The 15166-nt window shown below is 34.1% G+C and carries 14 protein-coding genes and 1 other annotated feature; all 14 genes read left to right on the forward strand.

The features are described from left to right. Nucleotides 1–171 (forward strand): EF-Tu C-terminal domain-related protein (locus tag J2Z25_RS18155; protein WP_483413794.1); only part of this gene is annotated, 171 nt, incomplete at its 5' end. 174 nt (nt 172–345) lie between these two features. Then, nucleotides 346–495 carry a 50S ribosomal protein L33 gene (gene rpmG, locus J2Z25_RS18160; RefSeq protein ID WP_008681213.1) on the forward strand — a complete coding sequence of 50 codons (150 nt, stop codon included), beginning with the start codon at nt 346–348 and terminating at the stop codon, nt 493–495. Between the two features lie 51 nt (nt 496–546). Further along, on the forward strand, nt 547–780 hold the full coding sequence (gene secE, locus J2Z25_RS18165; RefSeq protein ID WP_008681211.1) for a preprotein translocase subunit SecE: 234 nt from the start codon (nt 547–549) through the stop codon (nt 778–780). Between the two features lie 33 nt (nt 781–813). Beyond that, nucleotides 814–1335, forward strand: coding sequence for a transcription termination/antitermination protein NusG (gene nusG / locus J2Z25_RS18170; protein ID WP_008681209.1), 522 nt, complete (start codon nt 814–816; stop codon nt 1333–1335). Between the two features lie 69 nt (nt 1336–1404). Beyond that, entirely contained in the window at nt 1405–1830 is a 426-nt protein-coding gene (gene rplK / locus J2Z25_RS18175; RefSeq protein ID WP_008681208.1) for a 50S ribosomal protein L11, read from the forward strand. A gap of 52 nt (nt 1831–1882) precedes the next feature. Further along, on the forward strand, nt 1883–2572 hold the full coding sequence (gene rplA, locus J2Z25_RS18180; RefSeq protein WP_008681207.1) for a 50S ribosomal protein L1: 690 nt from the start codon (nt 1883–1885) through the stop codon (nt 2570–2572). A 42-nt stretch (nt 2573–2614) separates the two neighbouring features. Continuing rightward, nucleotides 2615–2742 (forward strand) — a sequence feature (ribosomal protein L10 leader region). A gap of 38 nt (nt 2743–2780) precedes the next feature. Next, the gene (rplJ, locus tag J2Z25_RS18185) at nt 2781–3284 is read left to right on the forward strand and encodes a 50S ribosomal protein L10 (RefSeq protein ID WP_008681206.1); all 504 of its coding nucleotides are present in this window, start codon (nt 2781–2783) and stop codon (nt 3282–3284) included. Nucleotides 3285–3315: 31 nt separating this feature from the next. Continuing rightward, entirely contained in the window at nt 3316–3684 is a 369-nt protein-coding gene (rplL, locus tag J2Z25_RS18190; RefSeq protein WP_008681205.1) for a 50S ribosomal protein L7/L12, read from the forward strand. A 353-nt stretch (nt 3685–4037) separates the two neighbouring features. After that, nucleotides 4038–7745: a DNA-directed RNA polymerase subunit beta gene (gene rpoB / locus J2Z25_RS18195; RefSeq protein WP_008681204.1), complete on the forward strand. Its 3708-nt coding sequence runs from the start codon at nt 4038–4040 to the stop codon at nt 7743–7745. 21 nt (nt 7746–7766) lie between these two features. Continuing rightward, on the forward strand, nt 7767–11300 hold the full coding sequence (gene rpoC, locus J2Z25_RS18200; protein ID WP_008681203.1) for a DNA-directed RNA polymerase subunit beta': 3534 nt from the start codon (nt 7767–7769) through the stop codon (nt 11298–11300). Between the two features lie 153 nt (nt 11301–11453). Then, nucleotides 11454–11693 carry a ribosomal L7Ae/L30e/S12e/Gadd45 family protein gene (locus J2Z25_RS18205; RefSeq protein WP_008681202.1) on the forward strand — a complete coding sequence of 80 codons (240 nt, stop codon included), beginning with the start codon at nt 11454–11456 and terminating at the stop codon, nt 11691–11693. A 65-nt stretch (nt 11694–11758) separates the two neighbouring features. Next, on the forward strand, nt 11759–12139 hold the full coding sequence (gene rpsL / locus J2Z25_RS18210; protein ID WP_008681201.1) for a 30S ribosomal protein S12: 381 nt from the start codon (nt 11759–11761) through the stop codon (nt 12137–12139). Nucleotides 12140–12292: 153 nt separating this feature from the next. Continuing rightward, on the forward strand, nt 12293–12763 hold the full coding sequence (gene rpsG / locus J2Z25_RS18215) for a 30S ribosomal protein S7 (RefSeq protein WP_111928710.1): 471 nt from the start codon (nt 12293–12295) through the stop codon (nt 12761–12763). A 75-nt stretch (nt 12764–12838) separates the two neighbouring features. Beyond that, nucleotides 12839–14902: an elongation factor G gene (gene fusA, locus J2Z25_RS18220; protein ID WP_008681198.1), complete on the forward strand. Its 2064-nt coding sequence runs from the start codon at nt 12839–12841 to the stop codon at nt 14900–14902. Nucleotides 14903–15166 lie beyond the last annotated feature (264 nt).

Raw genomic sequence — 15166 nt, forward strand, 5'->3', positions numbered from 1 at the left:
ACTGGTTCAATCAAGTTACCAGATGGAATGGAAATGGTTATGCCAGGAGACCACATTGATATGAACGTTGAATTAATCACTCAAGTAGCTATGGACGAAGGATTAAGATTCGCTATCAGAGAAGGTGGAAGAACTGTAGGTTCAGGAGTTGTTACTAGCATAATCGAGTAATAGTAGTTCTTAGTATATATGTAGGGACTGGGTTTCATTACCTAGTCCTTTACAAAGGCACATATATTGACATAATACATGTTTTATGATAATGTGTTTAGGTAATTAACGAAATTAAATTAACATAAAGTAGTAAGGTTTTATATTATTTACGGTAAACTGGAGGTGCAGACTGTGAGAGTAAAGATAACTTTAGCATGCACAGAGTGTAAGCAAAGAAATTATAATTCAATGAAAAATAAAAAAAATAACCCAGACAGATTAGAAATGCATAAATACTGCAAGTTCTGTAAAAAACATACACTTCATAAAGAAACTAAATAATTAGCTAATATAGTAGTGACACATACTCACAAAGATTAAGGATGTGAAGTAATGGCTGTTAAGGAAAATGTAAATTTAACTAAGAACTCACCTAGTAAAGGTGGCATATTTAAGTTTTTTAGAGAGGTTAAGGCAGAAGTTAAAAGAATAACTTGGCCTTCTAAAAATGACACTAAAAAGGCGTTAATTGCAGTTGGCGTAGTTGTGCTAATATATATAGTATTAGTAGGCGGGTTAGATTATATTTTTCAAAACCTCTTTGAATTCATTTTTAAACTAAAATAAGGAGGTTTAGGTGTTAGTCACCTATAAGAAAATATGAGCGAAAGAGCAAGATGGTATGTTGTACACACATACTCAGGCTACGAAAACAAGGTTAAAGCGAATCTTGAAAAAACCATTGAAAATAGAAATCTTCAAAGCTTACTTCAAGACATTCAAGTGCCTATGGAAGAGGTTGTAGAAGAAAAAGATGGGAAACAAAAGATTTCTCTTAAAAAGAAGTTTCCTGGATATGTGTTAGTAAAAATGCTAATGACAGATGAGTCATGGTATGTGGTTAGAAATACTAGGGGTGTAACAGGATTTGTTGGCCCAGCTTCTAAACCAGTTCCCCTTACAGATGAAGAGGTAGAATCTATGGGAGTTCAAGAAGCACCTGTAGAAATAGATCTAGAAGTAGGGGAAAGCGTAAGAGTTATCTCAGGTCCTTTAAGGGAATTTGTAGCTATAATACAAGAGATAAATCTAGAAAAGCGCAAAATAAAAGCATTAATTGATATGTTTGGCAGAGAAACTCTAGCTGAACTAGAATTTACACAAGTTGAAAAATTAGTTTAATATAAGCTAATGTTTTAATAAAGTGGGAGGACTAAGGTCCGTATTACCACAGTATAGGAGGAATAATACATGGCTAAGAAAGTAACAGGAATGATCAAACTTCAACTTCCTGCAGGTAAGGCGACACCAGCACCACCAGTAGGACCAGCATTAGGTCAACATGGTGTTAATATTATGGGATTCTGTAAGGAGTTCAATGCAAAGACTGCTAACCAAGCTGGATTAATAATTCCAGTTGTTATAACAGTTTACCAAGATAGATCTTTTAGTTTTATACTAAAAACTCCACCAGCAGCAGTTCTTATAAAGAAGGAATTAGGAATCGAAAGTGGTTCAGGAGTTCCAAACAGAACTAAAGTTGGTAAGTTAACTAAGGATCAAGTAAGAAAAATTGCTGAATTAAAGATGCCTGACTTAAATGCAGCTACAATCGAAACTGCTATGAGCATGATCGAAGGTACTGCAAGAAGTATGGGAGTAACTATTGAAGAGTAATTCGTAAAAAAGTGGGAGGTAAAAACCGTTAACACCACAAAGGAGGCATATTATGGGAAAGAATTATATTGAAAGCGCAAAATTAATAGATAAGAGTGCATTATACACTCCATCTGAAGCTTTAGATTTAGCAGTAAAGACTGCAAAAGCAAAATTTGATGAAACAATAGAACTACATGTTAGATTAGGGGTTGACCCAAGACATGCAGATCAACAAGTTAGAGGAGCTGTTGTTCTTCCGAATGGAACAGGTAGAACTGTAAGAGTTTTAGTGTTTGCAAAGGGAGAAAAAGCTAAGGAAGCTCAAGAAGCTGGTGCAGATTTCGTAGGAGCTGAAGAATTAGTTCAAAAGATCCAAAGTGAAAACTGGTTTGACTATGATGTAGTAGTTGCTACACCAGATATGATGGGTGTTGTTGGTAGAATTGGTAGAGTTTTAGGACCTAAAGGATTAATGCCAAACCCAAAATCAGGAACAGTTACATTTGATGTTGCTAAAGCAATAGCTGAAATAAAAGCTGGTAAAGTTGAATATAGAGTAGATAAGACTGCTATAGTTCACTGCCCAATCGGAAAGAAATCATTTGGAGTTGAGAAGTTACAACAAAACTTCCATGCTTTAATGGATGCTTTAATAAAGGCGAAACCAGCAGCTGCTAAAGGACAATACGTTAAGTCAGTATCTGTTTCAAGCACTATGGGTCCTGGAGCTAAAGTTAACCCAACAAAAGTTTTAGATTAGTATTGACAAACAGAAAATTATGTTGTAAAATGTAATCTGTTGTTAAAGAGAATACTGATTCCAAAGACAGTAGGTGCCGAAAGGTTTAAATAATTGCCTACCGAGGAATACCAAGGTAAGTAATTATTTGGTCTTCCTATGTCTATGGGAAGGCCTTTCTTAATATAAATTTGCAGTTAAAAAACTGTGAGGAGGTGGACACACAGTAATGAACAAGAATAGACAAATTAAAGAAGCTAAAGTTGCTGAGATTAGAGAAAAATTAGAAAAAGCTCAAGCGATCGTTTTAGCAGACTATCAAGGTTTAACAGTTGAAGAAGATACAGCTTTAAGAAAAACTTTAAGAGAAGCAGGTGTTGAATATAAGGTTTATAAAAATAACCTTGTAACATTAGCTGCTAAAGAATTAGGAATTGAAGGTCTTGATTCATACTTAGAAGGACCAGTTTCTATAGCATTCGGATATGAAGATGCTACTGCTCCAGCAAGAGTATTACATACATTTGCTAAGGATCACAAGAAACTAGAATTAAAAGCAGGTATGGTAGAAGGAACTTTATATAATAAAGAAGAAGTTGAAAAACTTGCTACAATACCATCAAAAGAAGTTCTTATCGCAAAACTTCTTGGAAGCTTCAAAGCTCCATTATCAAACGTTGCATACTTATTAAATGCAATTAAAGAAAAAAAAGAATCAGAGTCAGCTGAATAATAACTGATAAAAATTTGGAGGTGCAATTAAAATGACAAGAGAAGATATAATTCAAGCTATAAAAGAAATGACTGTTTTAGAATTAAACGAGCTAGTTAAAGCTTGTGAAGAAGAATTTGGTGTAAGTGCTGCTGCTCCAGTAGCAGTTGCAGGAGCTGTTGCAGGTGGTGCTGCAGCTGCAGAAGAAAAGACTGAATTCGACGTAGTATTAGCTAGCGCTGGATCACAAAAGATCAAAGTTATCAAAGTTGTTAGAGAATTAACTGGATTAGGATTAAAAGAAGCTAAGGAAATAGTTGATGGAGCTCCTAAGACATTAAAAGAAGGCGTATCAAAAGAAGAAGCTGAAGACATGAAAGCTAAATTAGCTGAAGTTGGAGCTGAAGTAGAAGTTAAGTAATTAACTTCTAAATTGAAAAGGTGCTGTTAAAGGCACCTTTTTAATTGTCTAAATGAAACTATATAAAATATCAAATTCCTGGGATACTTTATATAGTTTTATATAAAAATTGCTTGAAATGTAGAATATTATAGATTAACATAAGTTATACAATAAAATAATTGACATTAAAAGAATAGTATGATAGTATCATTAAATGTACTATTCAATATGGGTAGGTATATATTCATATGAAAAAAATGTATAATCGAACAAAAGATGGTTATACTAATAAGTGATGCTATCCGAAAGCATAAGTCCTTAGGGAAAGTGTGCTTTTGGTTATTTTAGTTTTATACAAGGGGTGAAAATTCATGGTACATCCTGTCCAAGTCGGAAAAAGAACTAGAATGAGTTTTGGTAAAGTTAAAGATGTAACTGAAATGCCAAATCTTATTGAGGTACAATTAGATTCATATCAATGGTTTTTAAAAGAAGGTCTTCATGAAGTTTTTGAAGACATTAATCCTATCACAAACTTTACTGGAAATCTTGTTCTTGAGTTTGTAGATTATAAGCTTGATATGGATAATATTAAGTATTCAGTGGAGAAGTGTAAAGAGAGAGATGCTACTTATGCTGCGCCACTAAAGGTTTCTGTAAGATTACAAAATAATGAAACTGGAGAAATCAAAGAACAAGAAGTATTTATGGGTGATTTCCCGTTAATGACAGAACAAGGAACTTTCATCATAAATGGTGCTGAAAGAGTTATTGTCAGTCAATTAGTAAGATCACCGGGTGTTTATTACAGTTTTAATGTTGATAAAACTGGTGAAAAATTATATTCATCAACAGTTATTCCAAATAGGGGGGCATGGTTAGAATATGAAACAGATTCTAACGATATTATCTATGTAAGAATAGATAAAACAAGGAAACTTCCAATATCTATCTTAGCAAGAGCTATGGGATTTGGAAGTGATCAAGAGCTTTTAGACTATTTTGGAGAAGATGAAAGATTTAAAGCTACAATAGAAAAAGATAATACTAAGACTAAAGAAGAAGCTTTATTAGAGATATATAAAAGATTAAGACCAGGTGAGCCACCTACGGTTGATAGTGCTATATCTCTTATAGATTCATTATTCTTTGATGCAAAGAGATACGATTTATCAAGAGTTGGTAGATATAAGTTTAATAAGAAGTTAGCTTTAAACTTAAGATTGGTTAACCAAGTTGCAGCTACAGACATAGTTAATCCTCAAACAGGAGAAATTATGGTTGAGCAAGGTAAGAAGATTAGTAGATCTCTTGCAGAAGAAATTCAAAACGTTGGTATAAACTCAGTTGATATATTAGTTGAGGATAGAGTGGTTAGAGTAATTGGTAACCATTTTGTTGATATTAAGAATTTTGTATCATTTAATATAGAAGATTTAAATATCAGAGAACTTGTTCACTATCCAACATTAAAAGAAATATTAGACAACTATGATGATGAAGACACTATAAAAGAAGAAATAAAGAAAAACTTAAATAGACTTATTCCTAAACATATAATAAGAGATGATATATTTGCAACTATAAGTTACGAATTAGGATTACCTTATTCAGTAGGTTATGTTGATGATATAGATCACTTAGGAAATAGAAGATTAAGATCAGTAGGTGAATTACTACAAAATCAATTTAGAATTGGTTTATCAAGAATGGAAAGAGTAGTTAAGGAAAGAATGACTATTCAAGATCAAGAAGCTATAACACCTCAAATGTTAATTAACATAAGACCTGTTGCAGCTGCTATTAAAGAATTCTTTGGTAGTTCACAATTATCACAATTCATGGATCAAGTAAATCCATTATCAGAATTAACACATAAGAGAAGATTATCAGCTTTAGGACCAGGAGGTCTTTCAAGAGAAAGAGCTGGCTTTGAAGTTAGAGACGTTCACCATTCTCATTATGGTAGAATGTGTCCTATAGAAACTCCAGAAGGACCAAATATAGGGCTTATTAACTCATTAGCAACATATGCTAAAGTTAATGAATATGGATTTATAGAGACTCCTTATAGAGTTATTGATAAAGAAAAAGGTATAATAACAGACGAAATAAGATACTTTACAGCAGATGAAGAAGATTTATACCTTGTAGCTCAAGCAAAAGAACCTATAGGAGAAGATAGAAAGTTTGTTGATAGCAGAGTTACTGTTAGAAGTAAACATGATATATTAGTAGTTAATGCTGATGAGGTTGATTTAATAGATGTATCACCAAGGCAAATAGTATCAGTAGCTACAGCGATGATACCGTTCCTTGAAAATGACGATGCTTCAAGAGCTCTTATGGGATCAAACATGCAACGTCAAGCGGTTCCATTATTAAAACCTCAAGCACCAGTAGTTGGTACTGGAATAGAATTTAAAGCTGCAGTGGACTCTGGAGTTCTTCCAAAGGCTAAAAATGCGGGTAAGGTAGTTTACGTAAGTTCTAATGAAATTAGAATCAAGAGAGACGTAGACGGTGGAATAGATACTTATAATCTTCTTAAGTTCAAGAGAAGTAACCAAGGTACATGTATAAACCAAAGACCTTTAGTAGATAAAGGCGAAATAGTGTTTAAGAACCAAGTGTTAGCTGATGGTCCATCAACTGATTTAGGTGAAATAGCATTAGGTAAAAACATTAGAATGGGCTTCATAACTTGGGAAGGATATAACTACGAAGATGCTATGCTTATTTCTGAAGAACTGGTTAGAGAAGATGTATTTACTTCAATTCATATAGAAGAATATGAATGTGAAGCTAGAGATACAAAGCTAGGACCTGAAGAAATAACTAGAGATATTCCAAACGTAAGTGAAGATGCATTAAAGGATATAGATGACAGAGGAATAATAAGAATAGGTGCTGAGGTTAGATCAGGGGATATTCTTGTAGGTAAAGTTACACCTAAGGGAGAAACTGAATTAACAGCAGAAGAAAGATTATTAAGAGCTATATTTGGAGAGAAAGCTAGAGAAGTAAGAGATACTTCATTAAGAGTACCACATGGAGAAGCTGGAATAATAGTAGATGTTAAAGTGTTTACTAGAGAAAACGGTGATGAATTAAATCCAGGTGTAAATGAACTAGTTAGATGTTATATAGCTCAAAAGAGAAAAATCTCTGTTGGGGATAAAATGGCTGGACGTCATGGTAATAAGGGGGTTATCTCAAGAGTATTACCAGAAGAAGATATGCCATTCTTACCAGATGGTAGACCATTACAAATTTGCTTAAACCCATTGGGGGTTCCATCACGTATGAACATCGGTCAGGTACTAGAGGTTCACTTAGGATGGGCAGCAAGTCAATTAGGATGGCACATAGCTACTCCTGTATTTGATGGTGCTACTGAAAAAGACATTGAGGATTGCTTAGAAAAAGCAGGATACAATGCAAATGGAAAGACTGTTTTATATGATGGTAGAACAGGAGAAGCTTTTGATAATGAAGTAACTGTTGGAATAATGTATATCTTAAAGCTAGCTCACTTAGTTGACGATAAGATCCATGCAAGATCAACAGGTCCATACTCATTAGTAACTCAACAACCACTTGGTGGTAAAGCGCAATTCGGTGGTCAAAGATTTGGAGAAATGGAAGTTTGGGCTTTAGAAGCATATGGAGCAGCTCACACACTACAAGAAATATTAACTGTTAAATCAGATGATGTTGTAGGTAGAGTTAAAACATATGAAGCTATTGTTAAGGGTGAAAATATACCTGAACCTGGAGTTCCTGAATCATTTAAGGTTCTAATTAAAGAACTTCAAGCTTTATGTTTAGATGTAAAAGTGTTAAATGATGAAAATGAAGAAGTTAGACTTAAAGAATTTGCAGAAGAAGATATGGAAGATTTAGAAGTTAACATTGAAGGAACAGAAGATGTTGTTTCAGAAGAGGTTAATGTAGATGATAGTTATACAACATCAGAGGAAGAAATTGAGGAAGAAGTTGAATTTGACAACTTTGCTTTAGATGGATTCCATGAGGAAGACTTAGAACTTGATGATTTTGTAAATGATGAACACTAAATTTGAAGGGAGGATATACCCTTGTTTGAATTGAATAATTTTGATGCTATACAAATAGGCTTAGCTTCACCTAGTCAAATAAGAGAATGGTCAAGAGGAGAAGTTAAAAAGCCTGAAACTATAAACTATAGAACTTTGAAACCAGAAAGAGATGGTCTGTTCTGTGAAAGAATATTTGGACCTATTAAAGATTGGGAATGTCATTGTGGTAAATACAAGAGAGTTAGATATAAGGGAATAGTTTGTGACAGATGTGGAGTTGAAGTTACAAAAGCTAAGGTAAGAAGAGAAAGAATGGGGCATATTGAACTGGCTGCCCCAGTTTCTCACATTTGGTACTTTAAAGGAATTCCATCAAGAATGGGATTACTTTTAGATATGTCACCAAGAGCCTTAGAAAAAATATTATACTTTGCTTCATATGTAGTAATAGATCCTAAAGAAACACCATTATTAAAGAAACAACTTCTTAACGAAAAAGAATACAGAGAAGCTGTTGATAAGTATGGTGAAGAAAGCTTTATAGCTGGAATGGGAGCTGAAGCTGTTCAAGAGCTACTTGGAGAAATTAATTTAGAAGGTCAATCTAAGGAACTTAAAGAAGAATTAAAAACAAGCACTGGACAAAAGAAAGTTAGGATTATAAGAAGATTAGAAGTTGTTGAATCTTTTAGAAAATCAGGTAATGATCCGAGATGGATGGTTATTAATGTTATACCTGTAATTCCGCCAGATTTAAGACCAATGGTTCAATTAGATGGGGGAAGATTTGCTACTTCAGACTTAAATGATTTATATAGAAGAGTTATAAATAGAAATAACAGATTGAAGAAGCTTTTAGACTTAGGTGCTCCAGATATAATTGTTAGAAATGAAAAGAGAATGCTTCAAGAAGCAGTAGATGCACTTATAGATAATGGTAGAAGAGGAAGACCGGTTACAGGACCAGGAAATAGACCACTTAAATCATTATCAGATATGCTTAAAGGTAAGCAAGGTAGATTCAGACAAAACTTACTTGGTAAGAGAGTTGACTACTCAGGAAGATCAGTTATCGTTGTAGGTCCTGAATTAAAGATGTATCAATGTGGACTTCCAAAAGAAATGGCTTTAGAGTTATTCAAGCCATTTGTAATGAAGAAGTTGGTTGAAGATGGAGTAGCTCATAACATAAAGAGTGCTAAAAGAATGGTTGAAAGAGTAAATAATCAAGTATGGGACGTACTTGAAGAAGTTATTACTGATCATCCGGTTTTACTAAACCGTGCTCCTACTCTACATAGATTAGGAATTCAAGCTTTCCAACCAATATTAGTAGAAGGTAGAGCTATAAAACTACATCCACTTGTATGTACTGCATATAATGCTGACTTCGACGGAGACCAAATGGCGGTTCACGTTCCATTGTCAGTTGAAGCACAAGCAGAAGCAAGATTCTTAATGCTTGCAGCAGGAAATATAATGAAGCCTTCAGATGGTAAGCCGGTTTGTGTACCTACACAGGATATGGTATTAGGATCATACTATTTAACTATGGATAAGGCTGGAGCTAAAGGTGAAGGAAAAGTATTTGCTTCCAAAGATGAAGCTATTATGGCTTATGAAGTTGGAGAAATAGCTATTCATGCAGAAATTAATGTAAGAATATTTAAAGATGTTAATGGTGAAAAGAAATCAGGTATAATAAAAACTACAGTTGGTAAACTGATCTTTAATGAATCAATTCCTCAAGACTTAGGATTTGTAGATAGAAGCAATAAAGATGAAGAATTCAACTTAGAAGTAGATTTCTTAATAACTAAAAAGTCATTAGGTAAGATAATCGATAAGTGTTATGCAGTGCATGGTCCAACCAATACATCAATAATGCTTGATAAAATTAAAGCATTAGGATATCACTATTCATCAATTGGAGCTGTAACAGTAGCTGCTTCTGATATGATAGTACCAGAAGCTAAGTATAGACTACTTAAAGAAGCTGATGAAACTGTTGATAAGATCGAAAAGATGTATAAGAGAGGCTTCATATCAGAAGAAGAAAGATATGAAAGAGTTATTGAAAAATGGACTAAAACAACAGAAGATGTTGCGGATGCACTTATGAATAGTTTGGATAAATTCAATCCGATATTCATGATGGCTGACTCTGGAGCCAGAGGATCTAAGTCTCAAATTAAGCAATTAGCTGGTATGAGAGGACTTATGGCAAGTCCAACTGGTAAAATTATAGAATTACCAATTAGAGCTTCATTTAGAGAAGGTCTTGAAGTGGTAGAGTACTTTATATCTACCCACGGAGCTAGAAAAGGTAATGCCGATACAGCTCTTAAGACAGCTGACTCTGGATATTTAACAAGAAGACTAGTTGACGTATCACAAGATGTTATTGTAAGAGAAATAGATTGTGGAACAACAGAAGGTATCTATGTTTCAGAAATTAAAGAAGGTAATGAAGCAATCGAAGGATTAGCAGAAAGACTTTATGGTAGATATACAGCAGAACCAATAATTCATCCAGAAACTGGTGAGGTTATGGTAGAAGCTGATCAATATATGGAACTTGATGTTGCAGAAAAAGTTGCAGCAGCAGGTGTTAAGAAAGTAAAAATTAGATCTGTATTTACATGTAAATGTAAGGTTGGTGTATGTTCGAAGTGTTATGGTATGAACATGGCAACAGCACAAAAGATCAATATAGGGGAAGCTGTTGGTATAATTGCAGCACAATCAATCGGGGAACCAGGAACTCAGCTTACAATGAGAACATTCCATACAGGGGGAGTTGTTGGAGCCGATATTACACAAGGTCTTCCTAGAGTTGAAGAATTATTCGAAGCTAGAAAACCTAAAGGATTAGCTATAGTTAGTGAAATAACTGGTACAGTTAGAGTTGAAGAAACTAAGAAAAAGAGAACTGTATTTGTGATGGCTAATGATGGAGAAGAACGTAGCTATGAAATACCATTTGGTTCAAGACTAAAGGTATCTGATGATGATCTTATTGAAGCTGGAGATGAGATTACTGAGGGTTCAGTAAATCCTCATGACATAGCTGCAATTAAAGGTATAGATGGAGCTAGAAAATATCTATTATCTGAAGTTCAAAAAGTTTATAGACTTCAAGGTGTTGATATCAATGATAAGCACTTAGAGGTAGTTGTTAGACAAATGACTAGAAAAGTTAAAGTACTAGATTCAGGAGATACTGAACTATTACCAGGAACTATGATAGATATGTTTGACTTCGAAGAAGAAAATGCAAGAGTAAGAGAATTTGGTGGAGAAGAAGCTAAAGGCGAGCAAGCATTACTTGGTATAACTAAGGCTGCTTTAGCTACAGATAGTTTCTTATCAGCTGCATCATTCCAAGAAACGACAAGAGTTCTTACAGAAGCTGCTATAAAAGGAAAGATAGATCCTTTAGTAGGTCTGAAAGAAAATGTTATTATTGGTAAGTTAATACCAGCAGGTACTGGAATGATGAGATATAGGAATGTAAAGCTAGATGTCGAGGACGTTTTAGTGGAAGATGATGCATTAGAATCAATTGAATAATACATTGCAATTTTATTGACATGTGTATGCTTAAATGATAAAATACGAATTGTGTGATTTTAAAGCTACACTACAATATAATTGTCTACATGAATTCATGGAGGCAAAGTCATGAACTGAGCCTCTATGAACTTTTATATAGGGAGTGATTTCATGATAGATAGCATTGTAGGAAATAAATTAATTGGTATAAAACAATGTACTAAATCTATTAAAAATGGAAAAGGAACTGTTTTATATGTAGCTAAAGACGCAGAGATTAATTTAACTAAATCATTAATTGATTTGGGAATTGAAAAAAATGTAAAAATTATTTACATTAATACAATGAAAGAATTAGGAAAAATGTGTAGTATAGATGTTAAAGCATCTGCAGTACTAGTTTTAGAATAATTCATTAATAAGCTTTTATCTTAAATATTAGATATATAGATAAAAAAATTTCAGGAGGTGAAAAAATGCCAACTATTAGCCAATTAGTAAGAAAAGGCAGAAAAACTGTTATCAACAAGTCAACAGCACCAGCACTTAACGAGTGTCCACAAAGAAGAGGAGTTTGTACAGTTGTTAAAACAACAACTCCAAAGAAGCCTAACTCAGCTTTAAGAAAAATCGCAAGAGTAAGACTTACAAATGGATTCGAAGTTACTGCATACATTGGTGGTGTAGGACACAACTTACAAGAGCATAGTGTTGTTCTTATAAGAGGTGGTAGAGTTAAGGACCTTCCTGGTGTTAGATACCATATCGTAAGAGGAGCACTTGACTGTGCTGGAGTAGCTAACAGAATGCAAGGAAGATCAAAGTACGGTGCTAAAAAGCCGAAGGCAAAAAAGTAGTTTAAATCATAAGCTACGCTAGTGCTTGTCTTCAGCATTTACATAGATTTATAAATTAAGTTTATATAGATGAAGGAGTAAAGCACTTTACGGCAATGTTTAATTGCAGAGTACCAATGAACTTAAATTTATCATGTTAAGGAGGGAAGAAAAGTGCCAAGAAAAGGACATATTGCAAAGAGAGATGTATTACCAGATCCAATGTACAATTCAAAAGTTGTTACAAAGTTAATAAACAATGTAATGGAAGATGGTAAAAAAGGAGTAGCACAAAAAATATGCTACGACGCGTTTGAAATAATGGCGCAAAAAACAGGCAAAGATGCTTTAGAAGTATTTGAAGAAGCTATGAACAATGTAATGCCTTTATTAGAGGTTAAAGCTAGAAGAATAGGTGGTGCTAACTACCAAGTTCCTATCGAAGTAAGACCAGAAAGAAGACAGACTCTAGGAATCAGATGGATGCTAGATGCTGCTAGAAAAAGAGGCGAGAAAGTAATGGCTCAAAGATTAGCTGGAGAATTAATGGATGCAGCTAATAATACTGGAGCAGCTGTTAAGAAGAGAGAAGATACTCATAAAATGGCTGAAGCAAACAAAGCATTCGCTCATTACAGATACTAATAAACAAACTGTTTTGGCTTCTGCCAAAGCAGTTTTGTCGAATTTAAAATTACTCGTTGAGAGGAGGACATACAAATGGCTAGAAAATATCCGTTAGACAAATTCCGTAACTTTGGAATAATGGCTCATATAGATGCGGGTAAAACTACAACTACTGAACGTATACTATTTTATGCAGGTAAAACACATAAGATAGGTGAAACACACGAAGGTGCTTCACAAATGGACTGGATGGAGCAAGAAAAAGAAAGAGGTATAACAATTACTTCTGCCGCTACAACATGTGAATGGAAAGGTCATGAATTAAATATCATAGATACTCCAGGACACGTAGACTTTACAGTTGAAGTTGAAAGATCATTAAGAGTTCTTGATGGAGCTGTTACAGTTCTAGATGCAAAAAGTGGGGTTGAACCACAAACTGAAACTGTTTGGAGACAGGCGGATAAATACGGTGTACCAAGAATGATATATGTTAATAAGATGGATGCTACAGGTGCAGACTTCTTTAGATGTATCAACACTGTAAGAGATAGATTAAAGGCTAATGCAGTTCCAATACAAATTCCAATCGGATCAGAAGATCAATTCAAGGGAATGGTAGACTTAGTAACTAATAAGGCTATTATGTTCTATGATGATCTAGGAAAAGATGTTAGAGAAGAAGAAATTCCAGCAGATTTAGCTGATCAAGCTGAAGAATATAGAATGGCTATGATTGAAGCTGTAGCTGAAACTAACGAAGACCTAATGGAAAAATATCTTGAAGGTGAAGAATTAACACAAGAAGAAATAATGACTGGACTAAGAAAAGCTACTATAGCTAATGAAGTAGTTCCATGTATTTGTGGATCATCATATAAGAATAAGGGTGTTCAACAAATGATTGATGGTGTTGTTAACTTCTTACCATCACCATTAGATATTCCAGCAGTTGAAGGAACTACTTTAGAAGGTGAAGCAGATAAAAGAGAAGCTTCAGATGAAGCTCCAATGTCAGCTTTAGCATTTAAAATAGCTACTGACCCATTCGTTGGAAAACTTGCATTTACTAGAATTTATTCAGGAATTATGCAAAGTGGAACATACGTATTAAATTCAACAAAGGGCAAAAAAGAAAGAATAGGAAGACTTGTTAAGATGCACGCTAATTCAAGAGAAGAAGTTGAAGCATTAGAAGCAGGTGAATTAGGAGCTGTTATTGGATTAAAGAATACTACAACAGGAGATACTCTTTGCGTAGAAAGCAATCCGATAGTATTAGAATCTATGGAATTCCCAGAACCAGTTATATCTGTAGCTATCGAGCCAAAGACAAAAGCTGGTCAAGAAAAAATGGGCTTAGCTTTAGCTAAACTTGCTGAGGAAGATCCTACTTTCAGAACTCATACTGATCAAGAAACTGGTCAAACAATAATTGCAGGTATGGGAGAGCTTCACTTAGATATCATCGTTGACAGATTAACTAGAGAATTCAAAGTTGAATGTAACGTTGGAGCACCTCAAGTTGCTTATAAAGAAACAATTAGAAAAGCTGTTAAAGCTGAAGCTAAGTATGCTAAGCAATCAGGTGGTAAGGGTCAATATGGTCACTGTGTGATCGAAATGGAACCTACTGAAGGAGAATACGTATTTGAAAATGCTATAGTAGGAGGAGCTGTTCCTAGAGAATATATTCCTGCAATAGACAATGGTATTCAAGAAGCAGCTAAAAATGGTGTTATAGCTGGATATGAAACTATTAACTTCAAAGTTAAATTAGTTCACGGTTCATACCATGAAGTTGACTCATCTGAAATGGCGTTTAAGATTGCTGGTTCTATGGCATTTAAAAATGCTATGACAAAAGCAGATCCAGTATTACTTGAGCCAATGGAAAAGGTTGAAGTTACAGTACCAGAAGAATATATGGGAGATGTAATGGGAGACCTTAACTCAAGAAGGGGTAGAATAGAAGGTATGGAAGCTATAAACGGAGCTCAAATTATCAGAGCTATGGTTCCACTTTCAGAAATGTTTGGATATGCAACTACTTTAAGATCAAGAACTCAAGGTAGAGGTGTATACTCAATGGTATTCGATCACTTCGAAGAAGTTCCAAAGAGTGTTCAAGAAAAAATTAAGAGTGAAAGAAATTAATTCACTTTAGTTATAAATGTGATTAATGTTGCTCATAATTAAAATATGAGCAACGTTAAAAAATATAAATTTAAGTATATTAAATAATATAAGGAAAATTTATATAAGTATAGAAAAATAGAACTAAATTAGATATAATAACTAAGAAGGTTCATATAATTAATTTCCATAAAGGAGGATTTTACAATGGCAAAGCAAAAATTCGAAAGAAGTAAACCACACGTAAACATTGGAACAATCGGTCACGTTGACCACGGTAAGACA

Source organism: Clostridium tertium, assembly GCF_017873245.1.
Classification (GTDB): Bacteria; Bacillota; Clostridia; order Clostridiales; family Clostridiaceae; genus Clostridium; species Clostridium tertium.

What these genes read in the sequence shown, in the direction of transcription:
- secE (WP_008681211.1), top strand. Translation starts at nt 547, where the DNA reads ATGGCTGTTAAGGAAAATGTAAATTTAACTAAGAACTCACCTAGTAAA.
- nusG (WP_008681209.1), top strand. Translation starts at nt 814, where the DNA reads ATGAGCGAAAGAGCAAGATGGTATGTTGTACACACATACTCAGGCTAC.
- rplK (WP_008681208.1), top strand. Translation starts at nt 1,405, where the DNA reads ATGGCTAAGAAAGTAACAGGAATGATCAAACTTCAACTTCCTGCAGGT.
- rplA (WP_008681207.1), top strand. Translation starts at nt 1,883, where the DNA reads ATGGGAAAGAATTATATTGAAAGCGCAAAATTAATAGATAAGAGTGCA.
- rplJ (WP_008681206.1), top strand. Translation starts at nt 2,781, where the DNA reads ATGAACAAGAATAGACAAATTAAAGAAGCTAAAGTTGCTGAGATTAGA.
- rplL (WP_008681205.1), top strand. Translation starts at nt 3,316, where the DNA reads ATGACAAGAGAAGATATAATTCAAGCTATAAAAGAAATGACTGTTTTA.
- rpoB (WP_008681204.1), top strand. Translation starts at nt 4,038, where the DNA reads ATGGTACATCCTGTCCAAGTCGGAAAAAGAACTAGAATGAGTTTTGGT.
- J2Z25_RS18205 (WP_008681202.1), top strand. Translation starts at nt 11,454, where the DNA reads ATGATAGATAGCATTGTAGGAAATAAATTAATTGGTATAAAACAATGT.
- rpsL (WP_008681201.1), top strand. Translation starts at nt 11,759, where the DNA reads ATGCCAACTATTAGCCAATTAGTAAGAAAAGGCAGAAAAACTGTTATC.
- fusA (WP_008681198.1), top strand. Translation starts at nt 12,839, where the DNA reads ATGGCTAGAAAATATCCGTTAGACAAATTCCGTAACTTTGGAATAATG.